General features: G+C 69.6%; 16 protein-coding genes. 8 read left to right on the top strand and 8 right to left on the bottom strand.

Translation table 11 applies throughout. From position 1 onward, the window contains the following. Nucleotides 1-17: 17 nt before the first annotated feature. Nucleotides 18-1,250 (bottom strand): CaiB/BaiF CoA transferase family protein, encoded by a 1,233-nt coding sequence (locus ACWDR4_RS29125; protein WP_450413064.1) that lies wholly within the window; start codon nucleotides 1,248-1,250, stop codon nucleotides 18-20. A 111-nt stretch (nucleotides 1,251-1,361) separates the two neighbouring features. On the opposite strand from ACWDR4_RS29125, the gene ACWDR4_RS29120 reads away from it, so the two are divergent. Further along, nucleotides 1,362-2,681: an acyl-CoA dehydrogenase family protein gene (locus ACWDR4_RS29120; protein ID WP_450413063.1), complete on the top strand. Its 1,320-nt coding sequence runs from the start codon at nucleotides 1,362-1,364 to the stop codon at nucleotides 2,679-2,681. Beyond that, on the top strand, nucleotides 2,678-3,424 hold the full coding sequence (locus ACWDR4_RS29115) for an SDR family NAD(P)-dependent oxidoreductase (protein ID WP_450413062.1): 747 nt from the start codon (nucleotides 2,678-2,680) through the stop codon (nucleotides 3,422-3,424). The genes ACWDR4_RS29120 and ACWDR4_RS29115 overlap by 4 nt, the downstream gene beginning before the upstream one ends. A gap of 68 nt (nucleotides 3,425-3,492) precedes the next feature. Here ACWDR4_RS29115 and ACWDR4_RS29110 read toward each other — a convergent pair whose 3' ends face one another. From ACWDR4_RS29110 to ACWDR4_RS29100, 3 genes are read right to left on the bottom strand one after another with little or no spacing between them, the layout of a single operon-like run. Then, nucleotides 3,493-4,518: a phosphotransferase family protein gene (locus tag ACWDR4_RS29110; RefSeq protein ID WP_450413061.1), complete on the bottom strand. Its 1,026-nt coding sequence runs from the start codon at nucleotides 4,516-4,518 to the stop codon at nucleotides 3,493-3,495. 11 nt (nucleotides 4,519-4,529) lie between these two features. Next, a complete protein-coding gene (locus ACWDR4_RS29105; protein WP_450413060.1) occupies nucleotides 4,530-6,068 on the bottom strand; it encodes a class I adenylate-forming enzyme family protein in 1,539 nt (512 codons plus the stop codon). A 16-nt stretch (nucleotides 6,069-6,084) separates the two neighbouring features. Continuing rightward, nucleotides 6,085-6,396, bottom strand: a complete 312-nt coding sequence (locus ACWDR4_RS29100; RefSeq protein WP_450413059.1) for a hypothetical protein — start codon at nucleotides 6,394-6,396, stop codon at nucleotides 6,085-6,087. 135 nt (nucleotides 6,397-6,531) lie between these two features. On the opposite strand from ACWDR4_RS29100, the gene ACWDR4_RS29095 reads away from it, so the two are divergent. Both ACWDR4_RS29095 and ACWDR4_RS29090 read left to right on the top strand, forming a co-directional pair. Then, nucleotides 6,532-7,305: an enoyl-CoA hydratase/isomerase family protein gene (locus ACWDR4_RS29095; protein ID WP_450413058.1), complete on the top strand. Its 774-nt coding sequence runs from the start codon at nucleotides 6,532-6,534 to the stop codon at nucleotides 7,303-7,305. Between the two features lie 90 nt (nucleotides 7,306-7,395). After that, on the top strand, nucleotides 7,396-8,400 hold the full coding sequence (locus tag ACWDR4_RS29090) for an LLM class flavin-dependent oxidoreductase (RefSeq protein ID WP_450413057.1): 1,005 nt from the start codon (nucleotides 7,396-7,398) through the stop codon (nucleotides 8,398-8,400). 84 nt (nucleotides 8,401-8,484) lie between these two features. Here ACWDR4_RS29090 and ACWDR4_RS29085 read toward each other — a convergent pair whose 3' ends face one another. Next, on the bottom strand, nucleotides 8,485-9,762 hold the full coding sequence (locus ACWDR4_RS29085) for an amidohydrolase family protein (protein ID WP_450413056.1): 1,278 nt from the start codon (nucleotides 9,760-9,762) through the stop codon (nucleotides 8,485-8,487). A 205-nt stretch (nucleotides 9,763-9,967) separates the two neighbouring features. On the opposite strand from ACWDR4_RS29085, the gene ACWDR4_RS29080 reads away from it, so the two are divergent. Continuing rightward, nucleotides 9,968-11,446, top strand: a complete 1,479-nt coding sequence (locus ACWDR4_RS29080) for an aldehyde dehydrogenase family protein (RefSeq protein WP_450413055.1) — start codon at nucleotides 9,968-9,970, stop codon at nucleotides 11,444-11,446. A 125-nt stretch (nucleotides 11,447-11,571) separates the two neighbouring features. Here ACWDR4_RS29080 and ACWDR4_RS29075 read toward each other — a convergent pair whose 3' ends face one another. After that, nucleotides 11,572-12,825: an ABC transporter substrate-binding protein gene (locus ACWDR4_RS29075; RefSeq protein ID WP_450413054.1), complete on the bottom strand. Its 1,254-nt coding sequence runs from the start codon at nucleotides 12,823-12,825 to the stop codon at nucleotides 11,572-11,574. A 220-nt stretch (nucleotides 12,826-13,045) separates the two neighbouring features. On the opposite strand from ACWDR4_RS29075, the gene ACWDR4_RS29070 reads away from it, so the two are divergent. From ACWDR4_RS29070 to ACWDR4_RS29060, 3 genes are read left to right on the top strand one after another with little or no spacing between them, the layout of a single operon-like run. Then, nucleotides 13,046-14,989, top strand: coding sequence for an ABC transporter permease (locus tag ACWDR4_RS29070; RefSeq protein ID WP_450413053.1), 1,944 nt, complete (start codon nucleotides 13,046-13,048; stop codon nucleotides 14,987-14,989). Then, nucleotides 14,986-15,849 carry an ABC transporter ATP-binding protein gene (locus ACWDR4_RS29065; RefSeq protein ID WP_450413052.1) on the top strand — a complete coding sequence of 288 codons (864 nt, stop codon included), beginning with the start codon at nucleotides 14,986-14,988 and terminating at the stop codon, nucleotides 15,847-15,849. Before ACWDR4_RS29070 ends, ACWDR4_RS29065 begins: the two co-directional genes overlap by 4 nt. Next, entirely contained in the window at nucleotides 15,846-16,577 is a 732-nt protein-coding gene (locus ACWDR4_RS29060) for an ABC transporter ATP-binding protein (RefSeq protein WP_450413051.1), read from the top strand. The genes ACWDR4_RS29065 and ACWDR4_RS29060 overlap by 4 nt, the downstream gene beginning before the upstream one ends. A gap of 111 nt (nucleotides 16,578-16,688) precedes the next feature. Here the strand turns inward: ACWDR4_RS29060 and ACWDR4_RS29055 are convergent, their stop codons facing one another. Together ACWDR4_RS29055 and ACWDR4_RS29050 are read right to left on the bottom strand one after the other, a co-directional pair. Next, nucleotides 16,689-17,450, bottom strand: a complete 762-nt coding sequence (locus ACWDR4_RS29055) for an enoyl-CoA hydratase-related protein (RefSeq protein ID WP_450413050.1) — start codon at nucleotides 17,448-17,450, stop codon at nucleotides 16,689-16,691. 5 nt (nucleotides 17,451-17,455) lie between these two features. Continuing rightward, nucleotides 17,456-18,628, bottom strand: a complete 1,173-nt coding sequence (locus ACWDR4_RS29050; RefSeq protein ID WP_450413049.1) for a thiolase family protein — start codon at nucleotides 18,626-18,628, stop codon at nucleotides 17,456-17,458. Nucleotides 18,629-18,661: the final 33 nt, after the last annotated feature.

Genomic DNA, 18,661 nt, shown 5'->3' with positions numbered 1-18,661 from the left:
CAGGTGTCCTACGGGGGTCAGGTCGCCGCGCCCTCGATCTTGAGCGCGATCAGCTCCTCCTCGCTGAGCCCGAGCGAGCGCAGGACGTCGTCGGTGTGCTCCGCGAACTGGGGTGCCCGGGTCAGACCGGCCGGGGTCTCGTCGAACTGCACCGGGTTGGCGATGAGTTCACGCTCGACGCCGTCGGCGTCCACGACGGGGGCGATGAGGCCGTTGGCACGCAGCGCGGGATCCTGACCGACCTCCCAGGCGCTCTGTACGGCCGCCCACTGGCCCTCGCCCCTGGAGAGAATCCCGACCCACTCGTCGTACGGGCGGGACGCGATGAGCCCGGCGACGATCTCGGCGGCCTCGGCGGCGTTCGCCATCAACTTCTCGGTGCTGTCGAAGCGTTCGTCGCGGGCGAGTTCCTCGCGGCCGGCCAGTTTACAGAACTCGGCCCAGTACCGGCCGGGTTGCAGCATCGACAGTTCGATCCAGCGGCCGTCCGAGGTGCGGAAGGCGCCGATGAGCGGGTTGGTGGCCGAGCCGTACCGGGGTTGGGTGTTCACCGGGAGCGGGCCGCCGTTCATCAGCGCCATGTTGACCGTGAACTGCGTCGCCCAGGCGCCCACGCCGATCAACGACACGTCCACGACGGACGGTTCGCCGGTCGTGGCGCGGGAGTAGAGCGCGGCGGCAATGCCTCCGGCGATGGTCATGCCGCCCATCGAGTCGCCGTAGGCACCGGCGGGCATCCGGATCATCCGCTCCGCGCCGGCCGGGGTGACACCGGCGGCGCTGCCACCGCGCGCCCAGAAGGCCGTACTGTCGTAGCCGCCCTTGCCCGCCTCCTCCCCACGGGCGCCGAAGCCGCTGCCCCGGACGTAGATGATGTCCGGGTTGACCGCCCGGACGTCCTCGACGTCGATGCGCAGCTTGGCCCGCGCGTCGGGCAGGAAGTTGGTCAGGAACACATCGCTGGTGCGGATCAGGTCGTCCAGCACGCGTCGCGCCGACGCCTTCTCCAGAGCGAGGCCGACACTCCGTTTCCCGCGGTTGGGGCCTTCCACGATGGGGAAGAACGACGAATCCTTGCTGACAGCGTCGTACCCGAGCACCCGCACCAGACCGCGCTGGCCGTCACCCCGTTCGGCATGCTCGATCTTGATCACATCGGCGCCCCAGTCCGCGAGCACGGCGCCCGCCGCCGGGACGAAGGTGAACTGTGCGACCTCGAGAACCCGCACACCTTCCATGGGCCTCTGCATCGGACCAACTCCTCCGAGCTGAACGCTCCTGAACGCTATTGCGCATACCCAATCAACGAAGAACGCGCTCCAGTATGGACCGAGGGTCGTAAAAAGTATACTGTTTTCGCCATGCTGGATTTCTCGATCGAACCCGATTTCCAGGCCAAGCTGGACTGGGCGACGACCTTCGTACGCGAGGAGGTCGAGCCCCTCGACCTTCTGTTCCCGCACGGGGGCGACCCGTACGACACCCGCAACGAGAAGGCCCGCGCGATCCTGCGGCCCCTCCAGGACCAGGTACGGGAGCAAGGGCTGTGGGCCTGCCATCTCGGCCCTGAACTGGGCGGCGCGGGGTACGGACAGGTCAAGCTCGCGTACCTCAACGAGATCCTGGGCCGTTCCTACTGGGCCCCGACGGTCTTCGGCACCGCCGCCCCGGACACCGGGAACGCCGAGATCCTCGCCATGTTCGGCACCGAGGAGCAGAAGGCCCGCTATCTGCGGCCGTTGCTCGACGGCGACATCGTCTCCACCTTCTCGATGACCGAGCCGCAGGCGGGCGCCGACCCCAAGGAGTTCCTCTGCCGCGCCCGGCGCGACGGGGACGAGTGGGTGATCGACGGCGAGAAGTGGTTCTCGTCCAACGCCCGGTACGCGGCCTTCCTCATCGTCATGGCCGTCACCGACCCGGACGCCCCGCCGCACGCCCGCATGTCGATGTTCATCGTGCCCGCCGAGACACCGGGCATCGAGATCAGGCGCAACGTCGGCACCATGGACGAACGCGACAACCTCGACGAGGGCATCCACGCCTACATCCGCTACGACCAGGTCCGCGTCCCGCTCGACGCCATGCTCGGCGGCCCGGGCGAGGGCTTCAAGGTCGCCCAGGCGCGGCTGGGCGGGGGCCGGGTGCATCACGCGATGCGTACGGTCGGCAAGTGCACGCGCGCCTTCGACATGATGTGCGAACGGGCGCTGTCCCGTCGTACGCAGGGCGCCCTGCTCGCGGAGAAGCAGGCGGTGCAGCAGTTCATCGCGGACTCCTGGGTGGAGTTGCAGCAGTTCCGGCTGCTCGTGCTGCACACCGCGTGGATCATCGACACCCAGCCGCACGGTGCGGCCCGCACCCAGATCGCGATGTGCAAGGTCCAGACGGCGAAGGTGCTGCACGACGTCATCCAGCGGGCCCTGCATCTGCACGGTTCGCTCGGCACGACCAACGAACTCCCGCTCGCCAAGTGGTGGATGGCCGCACCGAACCTCGCCCTCGCCGACGGCCCCACCGAGGTGCACCGGACGACGATCGCGAAGCGGCTGCTGAAGAACTACCGGCCGGCGGAGGGGCTGTTCCCCAGCGAGCACATCCCGCCGAAGCGGGAGGCTGCGCGTAAGCGGTACGCGCACATCGTGGAGGACGACAGCCTCGCGGGACGGGCGGACGTATGAGCGGCGACCTGTTCGACCTGTCCGGGAAGGTTGCCCTCGTCACCGGGGGCAGCCGGGGGCTGGGGCGCGAGATGGTGCGGGCGTTTGCCGCCGCCGGGGCGGATGTGGTGATCGCCAGCCGGAAGATGGACGCGTGCGAGGCGGTGGCGGAGGAGGTGCGCGAGCTGGGGCGGCGTGCGTTGCCGGTCGCGGCGCACGTGGGGCACTGGGGTGATCTCGGGCTGCTCGTCGACGCGGCGTACGGGGAGTTCGGGAAGGTCGACGTCCTCGTCAACAACGCGGGGATGTCGCCTTTGGCGCCGTCGTCTTCCGGGACCAGTGAGGAACTGTTCGACAAGGTCATCGGGGTCAACTTCAAGGGGCCGTTTCGGCTTGCCTCGTTGATCGGGGAGCGGATGGCGGAGGGGGGTGGGGGGTCGATCATCAATGTGTCGTCGTCGGGGGCGTTGTTTCCGCAGCCTCGGTTTGGGCCTTATGCGGGGGCGAAGGCTGCGTTGAATGCGCTGACTACTGTCTTCGCATTGGAGTTCGGGCCTACTGTGCGGGTCAATACGATCTCGGCGGGGCCGTTTCTGACGGACATCTCCAAGGCTTGGTCCGAGGAGAAGCGGGAGAGTACGCGCAGTGCGGTGGGTCGGCCCGGGCGGCCCGAGGAGATCGTCAGTACGGCGCTTTATCTGGCCAGTGATGCGTCCAGTTATACGACTGGGGCGCTTATTCGGGTGGACGGTGGGTTGTATTGACACTGCGGGGCCGTGGGGGCTGGTCGCGCAGTTCCCCGCGCCCCTGAAGGGGCGCGTTTCCCCCACCGTCAGTCCAGCAGTTCCGTTGCTTCTGCCAGGAGGATCGGTAGTGCTGGCAGCATTCGCTGGTGCATGTCTGTCAAGTGGGCTGCTTTTCTGCCCCGTTTGATCAGTAGGGCCGTGGCCGCCGACTCCTTGTATTTTGTCAGGGCCTCGAACCAGCGTAGGTCCGGGAGGTGTTCGCCCCGGGTCTCCTCGTACACGTCGATGAGTTCGGCCTTGGTCGGCATCCCGGTCGGTTCTCCCGACGGTGCTGCTGGATGGTGGGCCTCGTCGGTGAAGAAGGTCAGCCAGGTGATGTCGACGCGGGGGTCGCCGAGGGACCAGATCTCCCAGTCGATGACCGCGTTGACCGAGTCCGCGTCGCACAGGGTGTTGCCGAGGCGGTAGTCGCCGTGGGTGAACACCGGCATCATCGCCGGTGGCATGGTCTCGCGCAGGCGTTCCGCCACCGCCTCGTAGCCGGTGCGCAGATCCTCGGGGACCGTCGTGAACGCCCGGGTCCAGCGGTCGATCTCGGCGCCGGGCGTGACAACCGGCTCCACGGCGAGGGGAGTTCGCTTGGGGTCCGCGCGGTGGAGGTGGGCGAGCATCCTGGCCGCGTCGAGGGCACGGGCCCGGACCTGTGCGGCGGGCAGGGTGCCGCGCGGCACGAGCACCGGTTCCACACAGTCCCCGGGCACCAACTCCATGGCCACGAACGGCTGCTGGACCGGCGGCCGGCCCTTCTCCCAGAACAGCACCTTCGGCACCCGTACGCCGGGCACGCCCGCCAGCACCTGCATGAGCCGCGCCTGGCGCAGGACATCGCGGTTGCGGACCGGTTCCAGGCCGGGCGGGGCCACTTTGAGGACGACGCGCTCGTGTCCGGCGGGGACGCCCGACAGTACGGCGACGTAGGTGAGGCTCGATGTGCCGCCGGTGAGCGGCTCGACCGACTCCACCCTGCCCTCGGGGGCCCAGCCGCGCAGCGCGACGGCGGTGCGCTGCGTCAACTCCGCTATTGGATCAGTGCTGTTGGCGACGGTGCTCATGGACCGGTCTCTCATCCTTGTCGGCCGACGGGCCTGACAGTCGTTCGTCGGTCTGCGGTCAGCGCCTCGACGATGTCGCGGCGCACGAGCTTCCCGGTCGGGGTGCGGGGCAGTTCGGGCCAGCGGGTGATGCGCTCGGGTGTCTTCGAGCCGCGCAGGGTGCCGCGTACCTGTGCGCGCAGGTCGCCGGCGTCGATCTCCGCGCCGTCGCGGACCACGACGACAGCCTCGATCCGCTGGCCCCACTCCTCGTCCGGTACGCCGACGACGACCGCGTCCAGCACGTCCGGGTGGCGCAGCAGGACGTCCTCGATCTCGGCGGGCGCGATGTTCTCGGCGCCCCGGATGATCGTGTCGTCGGCCCTGCCCTCGATGTGGAGGTAGCCGTCGGCGTCGACCCGGCCCTGGTCGCGGGTGTGGAAGAACCCGCGCTCGTCGACCGCCGAGCCCTGTCCCGCGTACTCGCCCGAGACCTGCTCGCCGCGTACCCAGATCTGGCCCGTCTCGCCGGGAGCGGCGACCGCGCCGTACGCGTCGCGGACCTCCAGTTCGACGCCCGGCACCGGGAGCCCGGCCGACCCGAGCCGGGCCCGTACGGCGGGATCGTCGCTGGCGACGGCCGTGCGGTGCTCCTGCGGGCCCAGGATCGTGATGGTGGACGAGGTCTCCGTCAGGCCGTAGGCGTTCACGAAGTCGATGTGCGGCCAGGTGCGCAGCGCGGTCTCGATCACCCGTACGGGCATCCTGGCGCCGCCGTAGGCGAGTGCGCGCAGCGAGGGCACCGAGCGGTCCAGGCCGTCCGTGTCCATGATGCGGGCGAGCATCGTCGGCACCACCATCGCGTTGGTGACGCCCTGTTGGCGTACGAGGTCCAGCCAGGTCTCGGGCGTGAACTGGTCGAGGCTCAGGGCGCGGCGTCCCGCGTACAGGTTGGTGAGGATGTTGGACACGGCGGCGATGTGGTACGGCGGGACGCTCACGAGGGCCGCCTCGTCCGGGTCGGCGCCGGCGAACTCCACCGTGCCGAGCACGTACGACACGAGGTTGTGGTGGCGCAGGACCACGCCCTTCGGCGTCGAGGTCGTGCCGCTCGTGTAGATGAGGACCGCCGGGGAGTCGGAGGGCTCCTGCGTCGGCTCGTCGTCGCCCGGGGCGGGGGCTGTGGCCTTGGCCGCCTGCTGGAGCCACTCCTCCGGGCTTCGTACCGCCAGGCCTGCCCTGCGCAGCGCCTCGCCGTGTTCCGGGTCGGCGATGCCCAGGGCGCGGGGGTGGTTCGCGAGCAGCGCGTCCAACTGGGCTTCGCCCAGGCGGTAGTTGACCGGGATCAGCGGGACTCCGGCATGCGCGGCGGCGAACAGCGCGACCGGGAGGGCCGGGCCGTTCACCGCCAGGTACACGATCGCGTCGGCGTCGGCCTCGCGCACCAAGTGCACCCCACCGACAGCCAGTTCGCGTAGGCGCGGGGCGGTCAGTCCGTCGTCCGTGCGCCCGATCAGGATCCGGTCGCCGAAGCCCTCGGCGGCCATGTCCAGCAGCATCGATATGTTCATCGGGTCGCCCCGCCCCTCAGTCCGAGGCCGGGAGCGGCTTGGCGCTCTTCAGCGGCAGTGGTACGCCGTTCAGTGCCAGCGTGCCCTGCCCCGGTTTAGTGCAGAGCAGTTCGAGGCCGAGGTCCTCGTCGGCGTACCGCTTGCCGAGCAGGGAACCGCCCATCTGGTCGGGGTCGGCGGTGCCGGTGGCGGCGGGTCCCGGTCCGTTCGCCTCCGTCATGGCCGCCCCGCCGCAGGTGATGTCCAACTCGCTGTCCGGGCAGCGGACGACGACCACCGCCGTCGCATCGACCGTACTGGCGAGCATCTGCCCCACACGTGGCCTCATCGCAGGTTCCTCCGCGGATCTTGTTCCGTTCCGGCGCCCTAAGACCAGAAAAAAGTATACTACTTACCTCGATCACGTCGAGATGACGAACCAAGGCAACGTGACGGCAAGGCAACGTGACGAACGGAGTGCCGGATGGAACTCAAGACCGTCCTGTTCGAGGTGGCCGACCATGTCGCCACGATCACCCTGAACCGGCCCGAGGTCATGAACGGCTTCAACCAGGAGATGCTGGAGGAGTTCGCCACCATCTGGCAGACCGTGAAGACCGACGACGACGTGCACGTCGTCGTGTTGCGGGGCGCGGGCGAGCGGGCGTTCTGCACGGGCATGGACGTGAAGGAGGGCATCGACCGTCACCCCAACGTCTGGTCGCAGACCGACCCCGGCGAGTACCTCTCGCCGAAGCTGAACCAGGTGTGGAAACCCCTGGTCTGCGCGGTGCACGGGATGGCCGCCGGCGGCGCCTTCTACTGGCTGAACGAGGCAGACATCGTGATCTGCTCCCAGGACGCCACGTTCTTCGACCCGCACGTCAGCTACGGGCTCACGGCGGCCCTGGAGCCGATCGGCCTCGCCCGTCGCATCCCCCTCGGCGAGGCGCTGCGGATCGCGCTGCTCGGCCTGGACGAGCGGGTGTCGGCGGCGCGCGCCCTGCAGATCGGCCTGGTCAGCGAGGTGCTCCCGCGCGAGGAGCTGTGGGACCGGGCCGACGACGTCGCCCGCATCATCGCCGCCAAACCGCCCGCGGCGATCCAGGGCACCGTCCGGGCGATATGGGAGTCGCTGGACTCGACGCGCACCCAGGCGCTGCGCACCGGACTGTCGTACACCCAGCTCGGCAACCCGATCGGGAAGGCCGAGGTCGACCGGTCCGCCGTACCCCGGAGGCAGTGGACACTGCGCTGACACTCCCCTAGCCTGCATAAAAAGAGTGCACTTTATATCCTCTGCAAGGTCCATCAGCTCTACAAGGGGAGGCTCCCTATGCTGTTCGGCATGCCCTGGCCCGGCCGGGACGTCGCGCGGGAGGCCGAGCAGGCCGGTGTCGGTGCCTTCTGCGCCGGGGAGTTCGCCGACCACGACGCCTACCTCACCGTGGCCGACATCGTGGCGAACACCGAGCACGCCCTGGCGGGCCCCGCCATCGCCTACGCGTTCGCCCGCACCCCCTATGCGCATGCCACCGCCCTGCGCCAGCTGCACGCCCAGGCGCCGGGGCGGCTGTTCCTCGGGCTGGGCAGCGCCGCCTTCCGGATCAACCGGGACTGGCTGGGCGTACCCGGTGAGCGCCCGGTGGCCCGGATCGCCGAGACCGTCGGCGCGGTGCGGGCCTGGCTGCACGCGGAGAACGGCGAGAAGGTCCGCTACTCCGGTGAGTTCTACTCGCTCGACGCCGATGTCCGCGCCCCGGTGCTCGGCCGGCTGGACATCCCCGTCCTGCTCGCCGCGTTCAACACCGGGATGGCCGCCACCGCGGGCCGGGTCGCCGACGGTGTCATCGGGCACGGGCTGTTCACCTCCTCCTGGTGGAACGACGTCGTACGGCCCTCAGTGGAGCGCGGCGCGAGCGACGGCGACCCGGAGACGCGCTTCCTCGAACACGGCTGGGTCATCACGGCCGTCGACGACTCCGCGCCCGAGCGTGCCGTCGCCGACGCCCGCCGGATGATCGCCTTCTACCTCACGGTGAAGACGTACGACCCCTATGTGGCCCACCACGGCTGGGAGGAGCCGGTCGCCCGGTTGCGTGCCGCGTTCCGGGCGGGCGACACCGACGCCATGGCCCGCGCGGTCACCGACGAGATGGTCACCGAGATCGCCGTCTGCGGGACGACCGCCGAGGCGAAGGACGCCCTCGTCCGCCGCGCCGGCTCGCTCCCCCGCGACGTCGGCTACTTCGCGCCCCCGAGTTTCCTGGTGAGCCCGAGGCGGCGGGCCGCGTACGCCCGGGCCGCCCTCGCACTGATCGGGGCAGTGCCGGACGTACGGGACCGCGGGTGACGCACCCGGTACGGAAGCGACCGGCCCCGGAGCGTGAATGCTCCGGGGCCGGTCGTCCGGGATCAGCCGCTTGCCGGAGCCGGGTCAGGCGTCCTGGGGCAGCGGTGCGAGCTTCTTGCTCTTGTCGAAGTGCACGATGTCGGCCAGCGTGCCGCCGAGGATGGCCGCGCGGTCCGCGTCGGGAACGCCCACGAAGTTCTCCGCGATACATTCGGCGCTGTCGCGGAAGGTGCCCTCCGCGTGGGGGTAGTCGTTGCCCCACATGATCGTCGACAGCCCGGTGATGTTACGGCACTTGACGGCCGTGGGGTCGTCGGCGAACTGCACGTGGATCTGACGGCGGACGTACTCGCTGGGCTTGAGGGGCCAGGGCCACCTCTGGTTGACGGCGAACATCCGCCCCATGGTCGGCTGGTCCTTCGGCGAGCGGCTGTCGTCCCAGAACCCGAGCCACCAGTCGGGGTCCTGGCCGGTGCCGGTCTTCCAGAGCTTGTCCATGAAGCCCATGTAGGACACCAGCCAGCCCGCGCTGTACTCGATCAGGTTGAAGTGCAGGTTCGGGAAGCGCTCGCAGACGCCGCCGGCCACCAGGTCGGCGATGATGCCCTGCGGACCGGCCGCCCCGCTGCCACCGGCGCTCATGGTCCTGCTCGCCACCATGGCGTCCGTCAGCTGCCCCTTGCCCATGTTCATGGACGACACCATGCCCCGGACCGTGGTCGCCGTCGCGGAGCTGCTCTCCTTGACCTTGACCCCGCCGGTCGCGACGTGGAAGAACACCGGCGTCCCGTGCGCCTCGGCCGCCGCCCACACCGGGTCGTACTCCTTCGACCAGTACGGCAGGTCGGGCGGGACGTCGGGCAGCAGGATCGCACCGATCCCCAGCCGCGCGACCCGCTCGATCTCGGCGACCGCGTCGGGGATGTGGGTGAGCGGGATCGCCGCCGTCGGGCGCAGCCGGTCCTTGTAGGGGAGGTACCGCTCGACAACGTAGTCGTTCCACACCCGGGCGTGGGCCATGGACAGCTCGTGGTCGTCCGTGAACAGGACGAACAGCGAGAGGTTCGGGAACATCACCGAGGCGTCGACGCCGTCGATGTTCATGTCCCGGATGATGTGCTCGGGATCGCCGTCCGGGGTCTCCCCGCCGGTCTGGCGGTACTTGGAGATCGTCCAGCCGTCGAACCCGATGGTGTGCAGTTTCTTGAACTCCGTGTGCCCGCCCGGCACGATCGGCTCGTCGAGCGTGAACTCCTCTTCCCAGAGGGCTCGTTCACGCAGGTTTTTGGGGAGCCGGGTCTTGAAGAGATCGACCGGCTCGATGATGTGCGAGTCACCGGAGACGACAAATTCCTTGAACACAGGCGGTACCTCTTTCGAACATCGTCGTTCGCGCAGAATCCACCCCGCGGATGAAGCCGAAGTTACCTGTACCGATCGGTCTAGTCAACGATTCAGCGTCCGGATTGACCGCCCGACCCACGTCAAGAATCCTGACAGACGCCTGACCCAGGGGCGATCAACGCACCCCCTTCCCTGACGCCCCCAATTAAGTACACTCAACTTCATGAAGACGGCTTACTCGTTCTCTTCGCAGCTCTACATCGACGGGCGCCGTACGGACGGCGATGCGGACGCGTCCCTGGTCGTGCGCAATCCGGCGACGGAGGAACCGATCGCCGAGGTTCCCCAGTCCTCGCCCACGGATGTGCGACGCGCCGTCGAGGCAGCGCGCCGGGCCTTCGACGAGGGTCCGTGGCCCCGGCTGAAGCCCGCCGAGCGGGCCGCGGTGCTGCTGCGCATGGCCGAGGAGATGGAACGCCGGCTCCCGGACCTCGTCGCCGTCAACATCGCCGAGGCGGGGTCGGTCCGCGCGCTCGCGGAGAGTCTGCAGACCCGGGTCCCGGTGGCGCATCTGCGCGACATGGCGGAACGGGTGATGCCGGCCTTCGTCTGGGAGCGCCCGATGGAGCCGACCGTCGCGCCGGGCATCGGGATCTCCCAAGGGGTGCTGCGCCGCGAGCCGTTCGGCGTGTGCGCCCTGATCTCCGCCTACAACTTCCCCTTCTTCCTCAGCATGATGAAGGTGATCCCGGCCCTCGCGGCTGGCTGTACCGCCGTACTGAAGCCGGCGCCCGCGACTCCCCTGGAGTCCCTGCTGATCGGCGACTTCGCCGACGCCGCCGGGCTGCCGCCGGGCGTGCTGAACATCGTGACCGGCGACATCGAGGCCGGCCGCGAGCTGACCACCCACCCCATGGTCGACCTGGTCAGCTTCACCGGCTCGGACACGGTCGGGCGCACGGTCTACGCCCAGGCAGCGGCCTCCCTCAAGAAGGTCGTCCTCGAACTCGGCGGCAAGTCGGCGAGCATCGTCCGCGCCGACGGTGACCTCGACGGCGCCGTACGGTCCGCGCTGATCGGCATCACCACCCATGCCGGCCAGGGCTGTTCGCTGCTGACCCGCACCCTCGTGCACGAGTCCGTCCACGACGAACTGGTCGCCCGGCTGAGCGAGGGCCTCGCCGCGATCAGGGTCGGCGACCCGGCCGACCCGGCCACCACCATGGGCCCGCTGATCAGCGAGGCCCAGCGCGACAAGGTCGAGAAGCTGATCCGGATCGGCGAGGAGGAGGGGGCGCGGCTCGTCCTCGGCGGCAGGCGCCCGGCGGGCCTCGACCGTGGCTGGTACGTGGAACCCACCCTGTTCACCGGCGTCGACAACGCGATGACCATCGCGCGTACGGAGTTCTTCGGGCCGGTCGGTGTCGTCATCCCGTTCGCCGACGACGAGGAGGCGGTACGGATCGCGAACGACAGTCCGTACGGGCTCGCTGCGGCTGTGTGGAGCGCGGATCCAGTGGCCGCCCTCGGGATCGCGTCCCGTGTCCGGGCCGGTGGGGTGGCGATCAATGGTGGTAGTGCTGGGGTTAATCCGCGGGCGGCTTTCGGTGGGTACAAGCAGAGTGGGCTGGGGAGGGAGTGGGGGGAGTTCGGGCTGGAGGAGTATCTACAGACGAAGACGGTCAGTTGGGCGGCTCGCTAGCGGTTCGCTTCGCTGGATGCGTCGTGTTTTGGCTGCGGGCCCGGTGGGGCTGGTCGCGCAGTTCCCCGCGCCCCTGTCGGGGGGCGCGTTGCGCCCCCCGTTCGCCAACACCAGCCCTCGCCGCGCTACTTGACGGTTACCTTCACGTCGGGGATCTGCTCGCCGCAGGCAGGTGATCCCTGCGGGTCGGGGACGAACTTCTCGTCCTTCAAGATGGACACGAAGGTGCAGTCGCCGGGGCCCCCGACCGAATAGGTTCCCTTGTTCGCGAAGTCGGTGGGCTTCGGGAAGAGGCCGCCGGCGGTCCAGGTCTTGTCGGCGCGCAGCGCGGCCATCAGTTTCTCCTGACTGGCGGTGCAACCGGCCTTCTCCAGGCCGTAGATGAGCAGGTCCGCGCTGATCCAGCCGACGGCCTGGGAGAACGACGGGATGCCGGACGCCGACTTGGCGTACTTCTTGAGCGCCGCGGACCAGGTGCGGGTCGCCTCGGTGTCCATCTCGACCGGTGAGTACGACGTCATGAAGCCGACCCCCTGCGCGACCTTGAGCGTCGGCGGCGACTTCAGCAGGTCGGCGCCGTAGCCGGTGGCGAGCAGGATCGACTTCATCTCGACGCCGGCCCGGCGCAGTCCGGTGGCCAGCGCGAACCCGGTCTCGGGGATCACAGGGGCGTACAGCACGTCGGCTCCGGACTTCTTGATGCCGAGGACGATCGCGCCGACGTCGCTGCTCCCGAACGGGACGCGCTCGTTGACGTAGCCACGGGCCAGTCCGGCGTGTTCGGCCGACAGCGCGGCTCCCTCGGCGGCCTTGGCGGCGCTCGGTGTGTTGGAGGAGACGACGGCGACCTTGGTCCCGCCGAGCTTCTTCCAGTACGCGCCGAGTGTGGTGGCGGTCCGGTCGTAGTCGGTGCCGGACATCGCCGGGAAGAGGTTGTCGTACTTCGGGTTGAACCACTGCTCGCCGCCGTCGAACGCGCCCCCGAGGAACGGCGTGCCGCCACCGCCCGTACCGGCGTACTGTCCGGCGCCGTAGAAGTACGTGCTCACGGGCAGTACGGCGTACACGTGCTCCTGCTGCACCAGGCGCTGGGCCGCGGTGAGCGCGCCCTGCGGGGTGGACTGGTCGTCGGCCATGACCACGTCGAAGCCGCGCGCCGCGCACTTGCCGCCCGCCGCCTTGTAGGCCGCGAACCGGGCCTCGACACCGCTCTCCGTACCGGCGTAGTGCGCGCCGGCCGCTCCGCTCAGCGCGGTCAGGACGCCGACCTTGACCGGTCCGCTCGTGTTGTCCACCCCGCTGGAACCGCCGCTGCCGCACCCGGCGAGCAGGAGTACCGCGGCGCTGGTCCAGGTGGCGATGGCACTGACTCTTCCCATGTGCACTCCTGACGTCCTCGGCCCGTCGCACGACGGTTCCGACAGGTGGTCCGCGAGGCACAGTGCAGCATATTAAGTATCCTTTGTCACCGGTTGAAGCGGCGATATCGCCCCTCAGGGTTGACGGGGACACCATATGAGCGCACTTTAATCCGTATCCGCTCCCCCTCCCGTCTCCCATCCGTCTCTCTCCCGGGCATCACTCTCCAGGAGGCCGTCGTTGCTCTCCTACGTCGTCGCGGGCCTCGCTCTCGGGGCCATCTACGCCATCGCCGCCGCCTCGCTCGTCGTCACCCATGTGTCGTCGGGCGTCTTCAACTTCGCGTTCGGCGCCATGGCGTTCGCCGTCGCCCGCTTCTACTACTTCCTGTACATCGAGCAGGGCTGGCCGCTGCCGCTCGCGGCCGTCGTCGCGATCGGCCTGTTCGGTCCGGCGCTGGGCGTGCTGCTGTACGCGGTGCTGTTCCGTCATCTGCGGCTGCGCTCACCACTCGTGAAGATCGCCGCCACGATCGGTCTGTCGGTCGCGCTGCCGCCCCTGGTCAACCTGGCCCTCGGCCAGCTGGTGAACGTCACGGCTCCGGGCCTGGCGCCCCAACCGGTCGCGGTGTTCCGGCCGTTCGGCACGGTCGTCGACATGAACCAGCTGATCACGTACGTCGGACTGGCCCTGGTCCTGGTCGTCGGCACCGCGCTCCTGCGGTTCACCGACACCGGGCTGAAGGTCCGCGCGCTGGTCGACTCCCCCGCTCTCACCGCGATGTCGGGGGTCAGCCCCGCACGGGTGTCCCTGGGGGTGTGGGCGTTCAGCGCGCTGTTGGCCGGGCTCGCCGGAGTGCTGGTGGCGCCGACCGCCGGACTGTCGGTCGAGGGCATGACCTTCCTCATGGCGGCAGCGTTCGCGGCGGTGGTGGCGGCCCGGCTGCGCAGCCTGCCGACGGCCGTCGGGGTCGCCCTCGCGATGGGTGTCGTCACCAGCGTGATCCAGCGCTACCTCGATCCGGAGAGCGCGCTGTCGGCGCAGATCGTGCCCAGTGTGCCGTTCCTGTTCATGCTCGCCTTCCTGCTGGCCCACGCCCTGCGCGGCCGGGCGGGCGACGCGCCCACGGGCGGGGTGCTGGACCGGGCGATCCACACGGAGAACACGGCCGCGCCCACCGCCACCACCGGGTCGGGATTCGTCGCGCCCCTGGTGACGATCGCCGTCGTCGCGTGTCTGCCGCTCGTCCTCGACGACTTCTGGACCGGCCTCGTGGCGACGGGCATCGCTCTGGCGACGGCGTTGCTGTCCTGCACGCTCGTCACCGGTGAGGGCGGCATGATCTGGCTGTGCCAGATCACCTTCGCGGGACTGGGCGCCCTGTTCGCCGCCGACCTCGCCGCGAACTCCGGATGGCCCCCGCTGGCGGCGGTCCTGGTGAGCGCGGTGTGTGTCGTACCGATCGGTGTGATCCTCGGGTTGCTGACGATCCGGCTGGGCAATCTGTACGTCGCCCTGGTGACCCTGACCTTCGGTCTACTGGCCCAGAACCTGGTCTTCATGCGGGACCGCTTCTACAACTCGGGCCAGGGCATCTACATGCCCCGCCCCGAATGGGCCCTGGACAACAGGAGTTTCGCTCTCCTCACACTGGCGGTCTTCTGCGCACTTGGCGTCTTCGTCGTCAACCTGCGGCGCTCGACAGCCGGGCTGGCGGTGACGGCGGTCCGCTGGAGCGAGACCGGTTCCCGCACGCTGGGCCTTGGCGTAGTGCCGGTCAAGGTACTCATCTCCGCCGTCGCAACGTTCGTCGCCGCGGTCGGCGGCGGTTTCCTCGCGCTGGCCTACCAGTCCGCGCTGCCCGACTCGTTCAGCCCGTTCACGGGCCTGGTCTGGCTGGCCGTCCTGGTGACCGTAGGCGCCCGGCCGGTCGTCGGGGCGCTCGTCGCCGGTCTGGCGTTCGCCGTACTGCCCAGCGTCTTCCAGACGTATCTGCCGACGCGGTGGGCGGAGATCCCGGTCATCATGTTCGGCTTCGGCGCGGTCATGCTGGCCCGCGATCCCGAGGGCGTCCTCGCCATGCACGGCCGGCAGGTGCGCGCGGTGAGCGGATGGTGGCGGGGCCGACGCGCGCCCGCCCCCGAGAAGTCCTCGACTGCGACTCCCCAGGGAGAACTCGTATGACCGCCCTCGCCGGTACGACGCCACCGCGCATCGAGGCCCGGGGCGTGACTGTCCGCTTCGGCGGGCTCGTCGCCCTCGACTCGGTGGATCTGGCGGTGCCGCAGGGTGCGGTGGTGGGGCTGGTCGGGCCGAACGGCGCGGGCAAGAGCACGCTGTTCGCCGTACTGTCGGGGCTGTTGCGGCCCGGCTCGGGCGCGGTGCTGATGGACGGCCGGGATGTCACCTCGGTCAGTGCGCAGGCACGGGCGAGGCGTGGGCTGGCCCGTACGTTCCAGCATCCGGAGCTGTTCCCGGGGCTGACGGTGCGTGAGCACGTGGTGCTGGCGTACCGGCTGCGGCATGCTCGGCGGCGGATCTGGACCGACCTCGTCACCGCGGGCGGCTTCCGACGGGCGGGCGCCGAGGAGGACAAGCGGGTCGACGGAATTCTCGCGGCCCTGCGACTGACCCCGCACATCCATCTCCCGGTGTCGGGACTCCCGTTGGGGACAAGCCGCCTGCTGGAGATCGCGCGAGCACTGGCGGTGGATCCCCACGTCCTGCTGCTGGACGAGCCGTCGTCCGGGCTGGACTCGCGGGAGACCGACGAGCTGGCATCAACACTCTCCAATCTCGTCGCCGACCACGGGGTGTCCCTCCTCCTGGTCGAGCACGACGTCGAACTCGTCCTGGGGATGAGCGACGTCGTCCATGTCCTCGACTTCGGCGTCAAGATCAGCGAGGGCACACCGACCGAGGTACGGGCGGACCCGGCGGTACGCGCGGCGTACCTGGGCACGGAGCACAACGAAGCCGAAGCCGAAGCCAAAGAGGACAAGGACAGGGACAAGAACGAGGACGAGGAAAGGGCTTCCGCATGACCGTCACCGTCACGCCGTCTCCCCTGCTCACCGTCCAGAACCTGACCGTCCGGTACGGCACCGCCCAGGCGCTGCGCGACGTGTCCTTCACCGTGCCGCCGAACAGCGCGCTGGCGGTACTCGGCGCGAACGGCGCCGGCAAGAGCACGTTGGCGCGGGCCCTCTCGGGCCTGGTCCCGCCGGTCACCGGCTCCATCGTGCTCGACGGCCGCGACCTCACGGGCAGTCCCCCGGACACGATCCGCCGGGCCGGTCTCGTCCATCTTCCCGAGGGCCGGGGCGTGTTCCCCTCGCTGACGGTCATGGAGAACCTACGACTGGCCACCGCGGGCGACCGACGCGGCAGACCGGCGGCCATCGACAGGGCCTTCGAGATCTTCCCCGCACTACGGGACCGCCATCGCCAGGCAGCAGGCACCCTGTCCGGCGGCGAGCAGCAGATGCTGTCCCTGGCCCGCGCCCTGATGATCGACCCCCGACTCGTGATCGCCGACGAACTCTCCCTGGGCCTCGCCCCGAAGATGGTCGACGTGGTCTTCGAAAGCCTCCACCGGGCCCGCTCGGCAGGCGTGGCCGTCATCATGATCGAACAGTTCGCCACCCGAGCCCTGACCTTCGCAGACACCTGCCTACTCCTCCAACGAGGCCAAACAGCCTGGTCAGGCCCAACAACGGAGGCCGCCCCAGAACTACTACGCCGCTACTTGGGAGAGGCAACAGCAGCCTGACCTGCCTAAAGAAAGGGAGGCGGCGAAGCCGCTCTCCTTTTCTTTAGGGGCGCGGGGAACGGCGCGACCAGCCACAACGAACCCGCACCCGCCCACGAACAACACCCCCCCTCACCCGCCATCCACCCGCAAACCAAACCGCCGAACCACATCCCCCAGATCCCGCCGCCGCCCCAACTTCGCCTGCGCCTCCAACCCAAGCGCATGCGCAAGACTCGCCCCCTCCCCCGCAGAAAGCAGCGCAAGCGTCTCCCCCACAGCACCGACATCCGCCGCACACACCTGCGCAGCGATCTCATGCGCCCGCACGATCAACTGATCGTGCGCCACGACCTCGGTCACCAACCCCGCCCCGAACGCCCGCTCCGCATCGATCGGTTCACCCGTCAGCATCATCCGCCGAGCAAGCCGTACCCCGACCGCCCGCGGCAACAACGCACTCATCCCCCACCCCGCCGTCAGCCCGATAGCCGCATGCGTGTCAGCAAACACGGCCCGATCAGACGCAATGAGAAACGAACAGGACAGCGCCAACTCCAACGCCCCCGTATAACAAGCACCGTTGATCACACCGAGCACCGGCGTACGAGCGGCCCGCACCACCTCCGCAGGATCCGTACGCGCGCCACGAGGCGACCCCGACCCGTTCCCCAGCGCCTCCTTCAGGTCGATACCCGCAGAGAACGCGGGATCCGCACCCGTCACCACAACCAGCCGGGTCCCCACATCGGCGTCAGCCGCCCGCACCGCCTCGATCAGTCCCCGCCGCATCGCGATCGTCATCGCGTTGCGCGCCTGCGGACGGGCCAGTGTCAGCCACAGCACGCCGTCCGCCCAATGGCATCTCAGCCCCTCGGCCCCGACCGCGATCACGGCCGTCAGACCGTCAGGACCATGGCCGACCCCATGCCACCGCCCGCGCACATGGCCGCGACCGCGGTCCCCCCACCCCGACGACGCAACTCGTGCGCCAGCGTCACCACCATGCGAGTCCCGGTGGTCGCGATCGGATGCCCCAGGCTGCACCCGCTCCCGAACGGGTTCACCCGCTCCGGGTCGAGGCCCAGTTCACGGGTGGTGGCGACGGCCACCGCGGCGAAGGCCTCGTTGACCTCGAAGAGGTCGACGTCGTCGACGCCGAGCCCGGCGCGGTCGAGTGCCTTGCGGATCGCGGCGATCGGCGCCAGCCCCGTCTCGACCGGGTCGACGCCGACGCTCGCCCAGGACCGTATCGTCGCCAGCGGGGTGAGTCCGTGCGCGGCGGCGATGTCCGACCCGGCGACCACGACTGCCGCCGCGCCGTCGTTGACCCCGCTGGAGTTGCCCGCGGTGATGGAGAAGCCCTCGATCTCGGGGTGCAGCACCTTCAGCGCCGCCAGCTTCTCCCCGGTGGTGTCGCGCCGAGGATGCTCGTCGGTGTCGAAGACCGTGGTCACGCCGTCCCGGCCGGTGACCTTCACCGGCACGATCTCATCGGTGAACCGGCCCTCGTCGATGGCCCGTACGGCCCGTTCGTGCGAGCGCAGCGCCCACGCGTCCATCTCCTCGCGGGTGAGGCCGGCCAGCCGGGCGGTGTTCCAGCCGACGAGGACGCCCATGTCGTTGTTGGGGGCCTCGGGCGTCGGCACATGGGTCGGCGCCATCCAGGGGTCCTGCCAGTCGTCGGTGCCCGGGGTCCGCCACCGGGCCACCGGTGCCGTGGACGAGGAGTGGGTGCCGCCCGCGACGACCACGCGGTCCATACCGGCCCGCACACTCCCGGCGGCGGTCGCCACGCTGGCCAGCCCGGAGGCGCAGTGCCGGTTGTGCGCCAGACCCGGTACGTGGGTCAGCCCGGCCTGGATTGCCGCGTACCGGGCGATGTCCCCGCCCCCGGCGAGGGATTCGCCGAGGACGACGTCGTCGATCGTGTCCAGCGGCAGACCGCTGCGGTACGCGGCCTCGCGTACGACGAGGGTCGCGAGATCGAAGGCGCTGGTGTCCCGCAGGGTTCCCCGGCGGGCGGTTCCGATCGCGGTACGGCACGCGGAGAGAAGCACGGCATCAACCATGCAATTCAGAGTACTTAACTCCAGGAGGGATCA

It is taken from the genome of Streptomyces sp. NPDC000878 (assembly GCF_053599695.1).
Note: the sequence above shows the minus strand (reverse complement) of the source record. Positions and strands in the feature narration are given on the sequence as shown.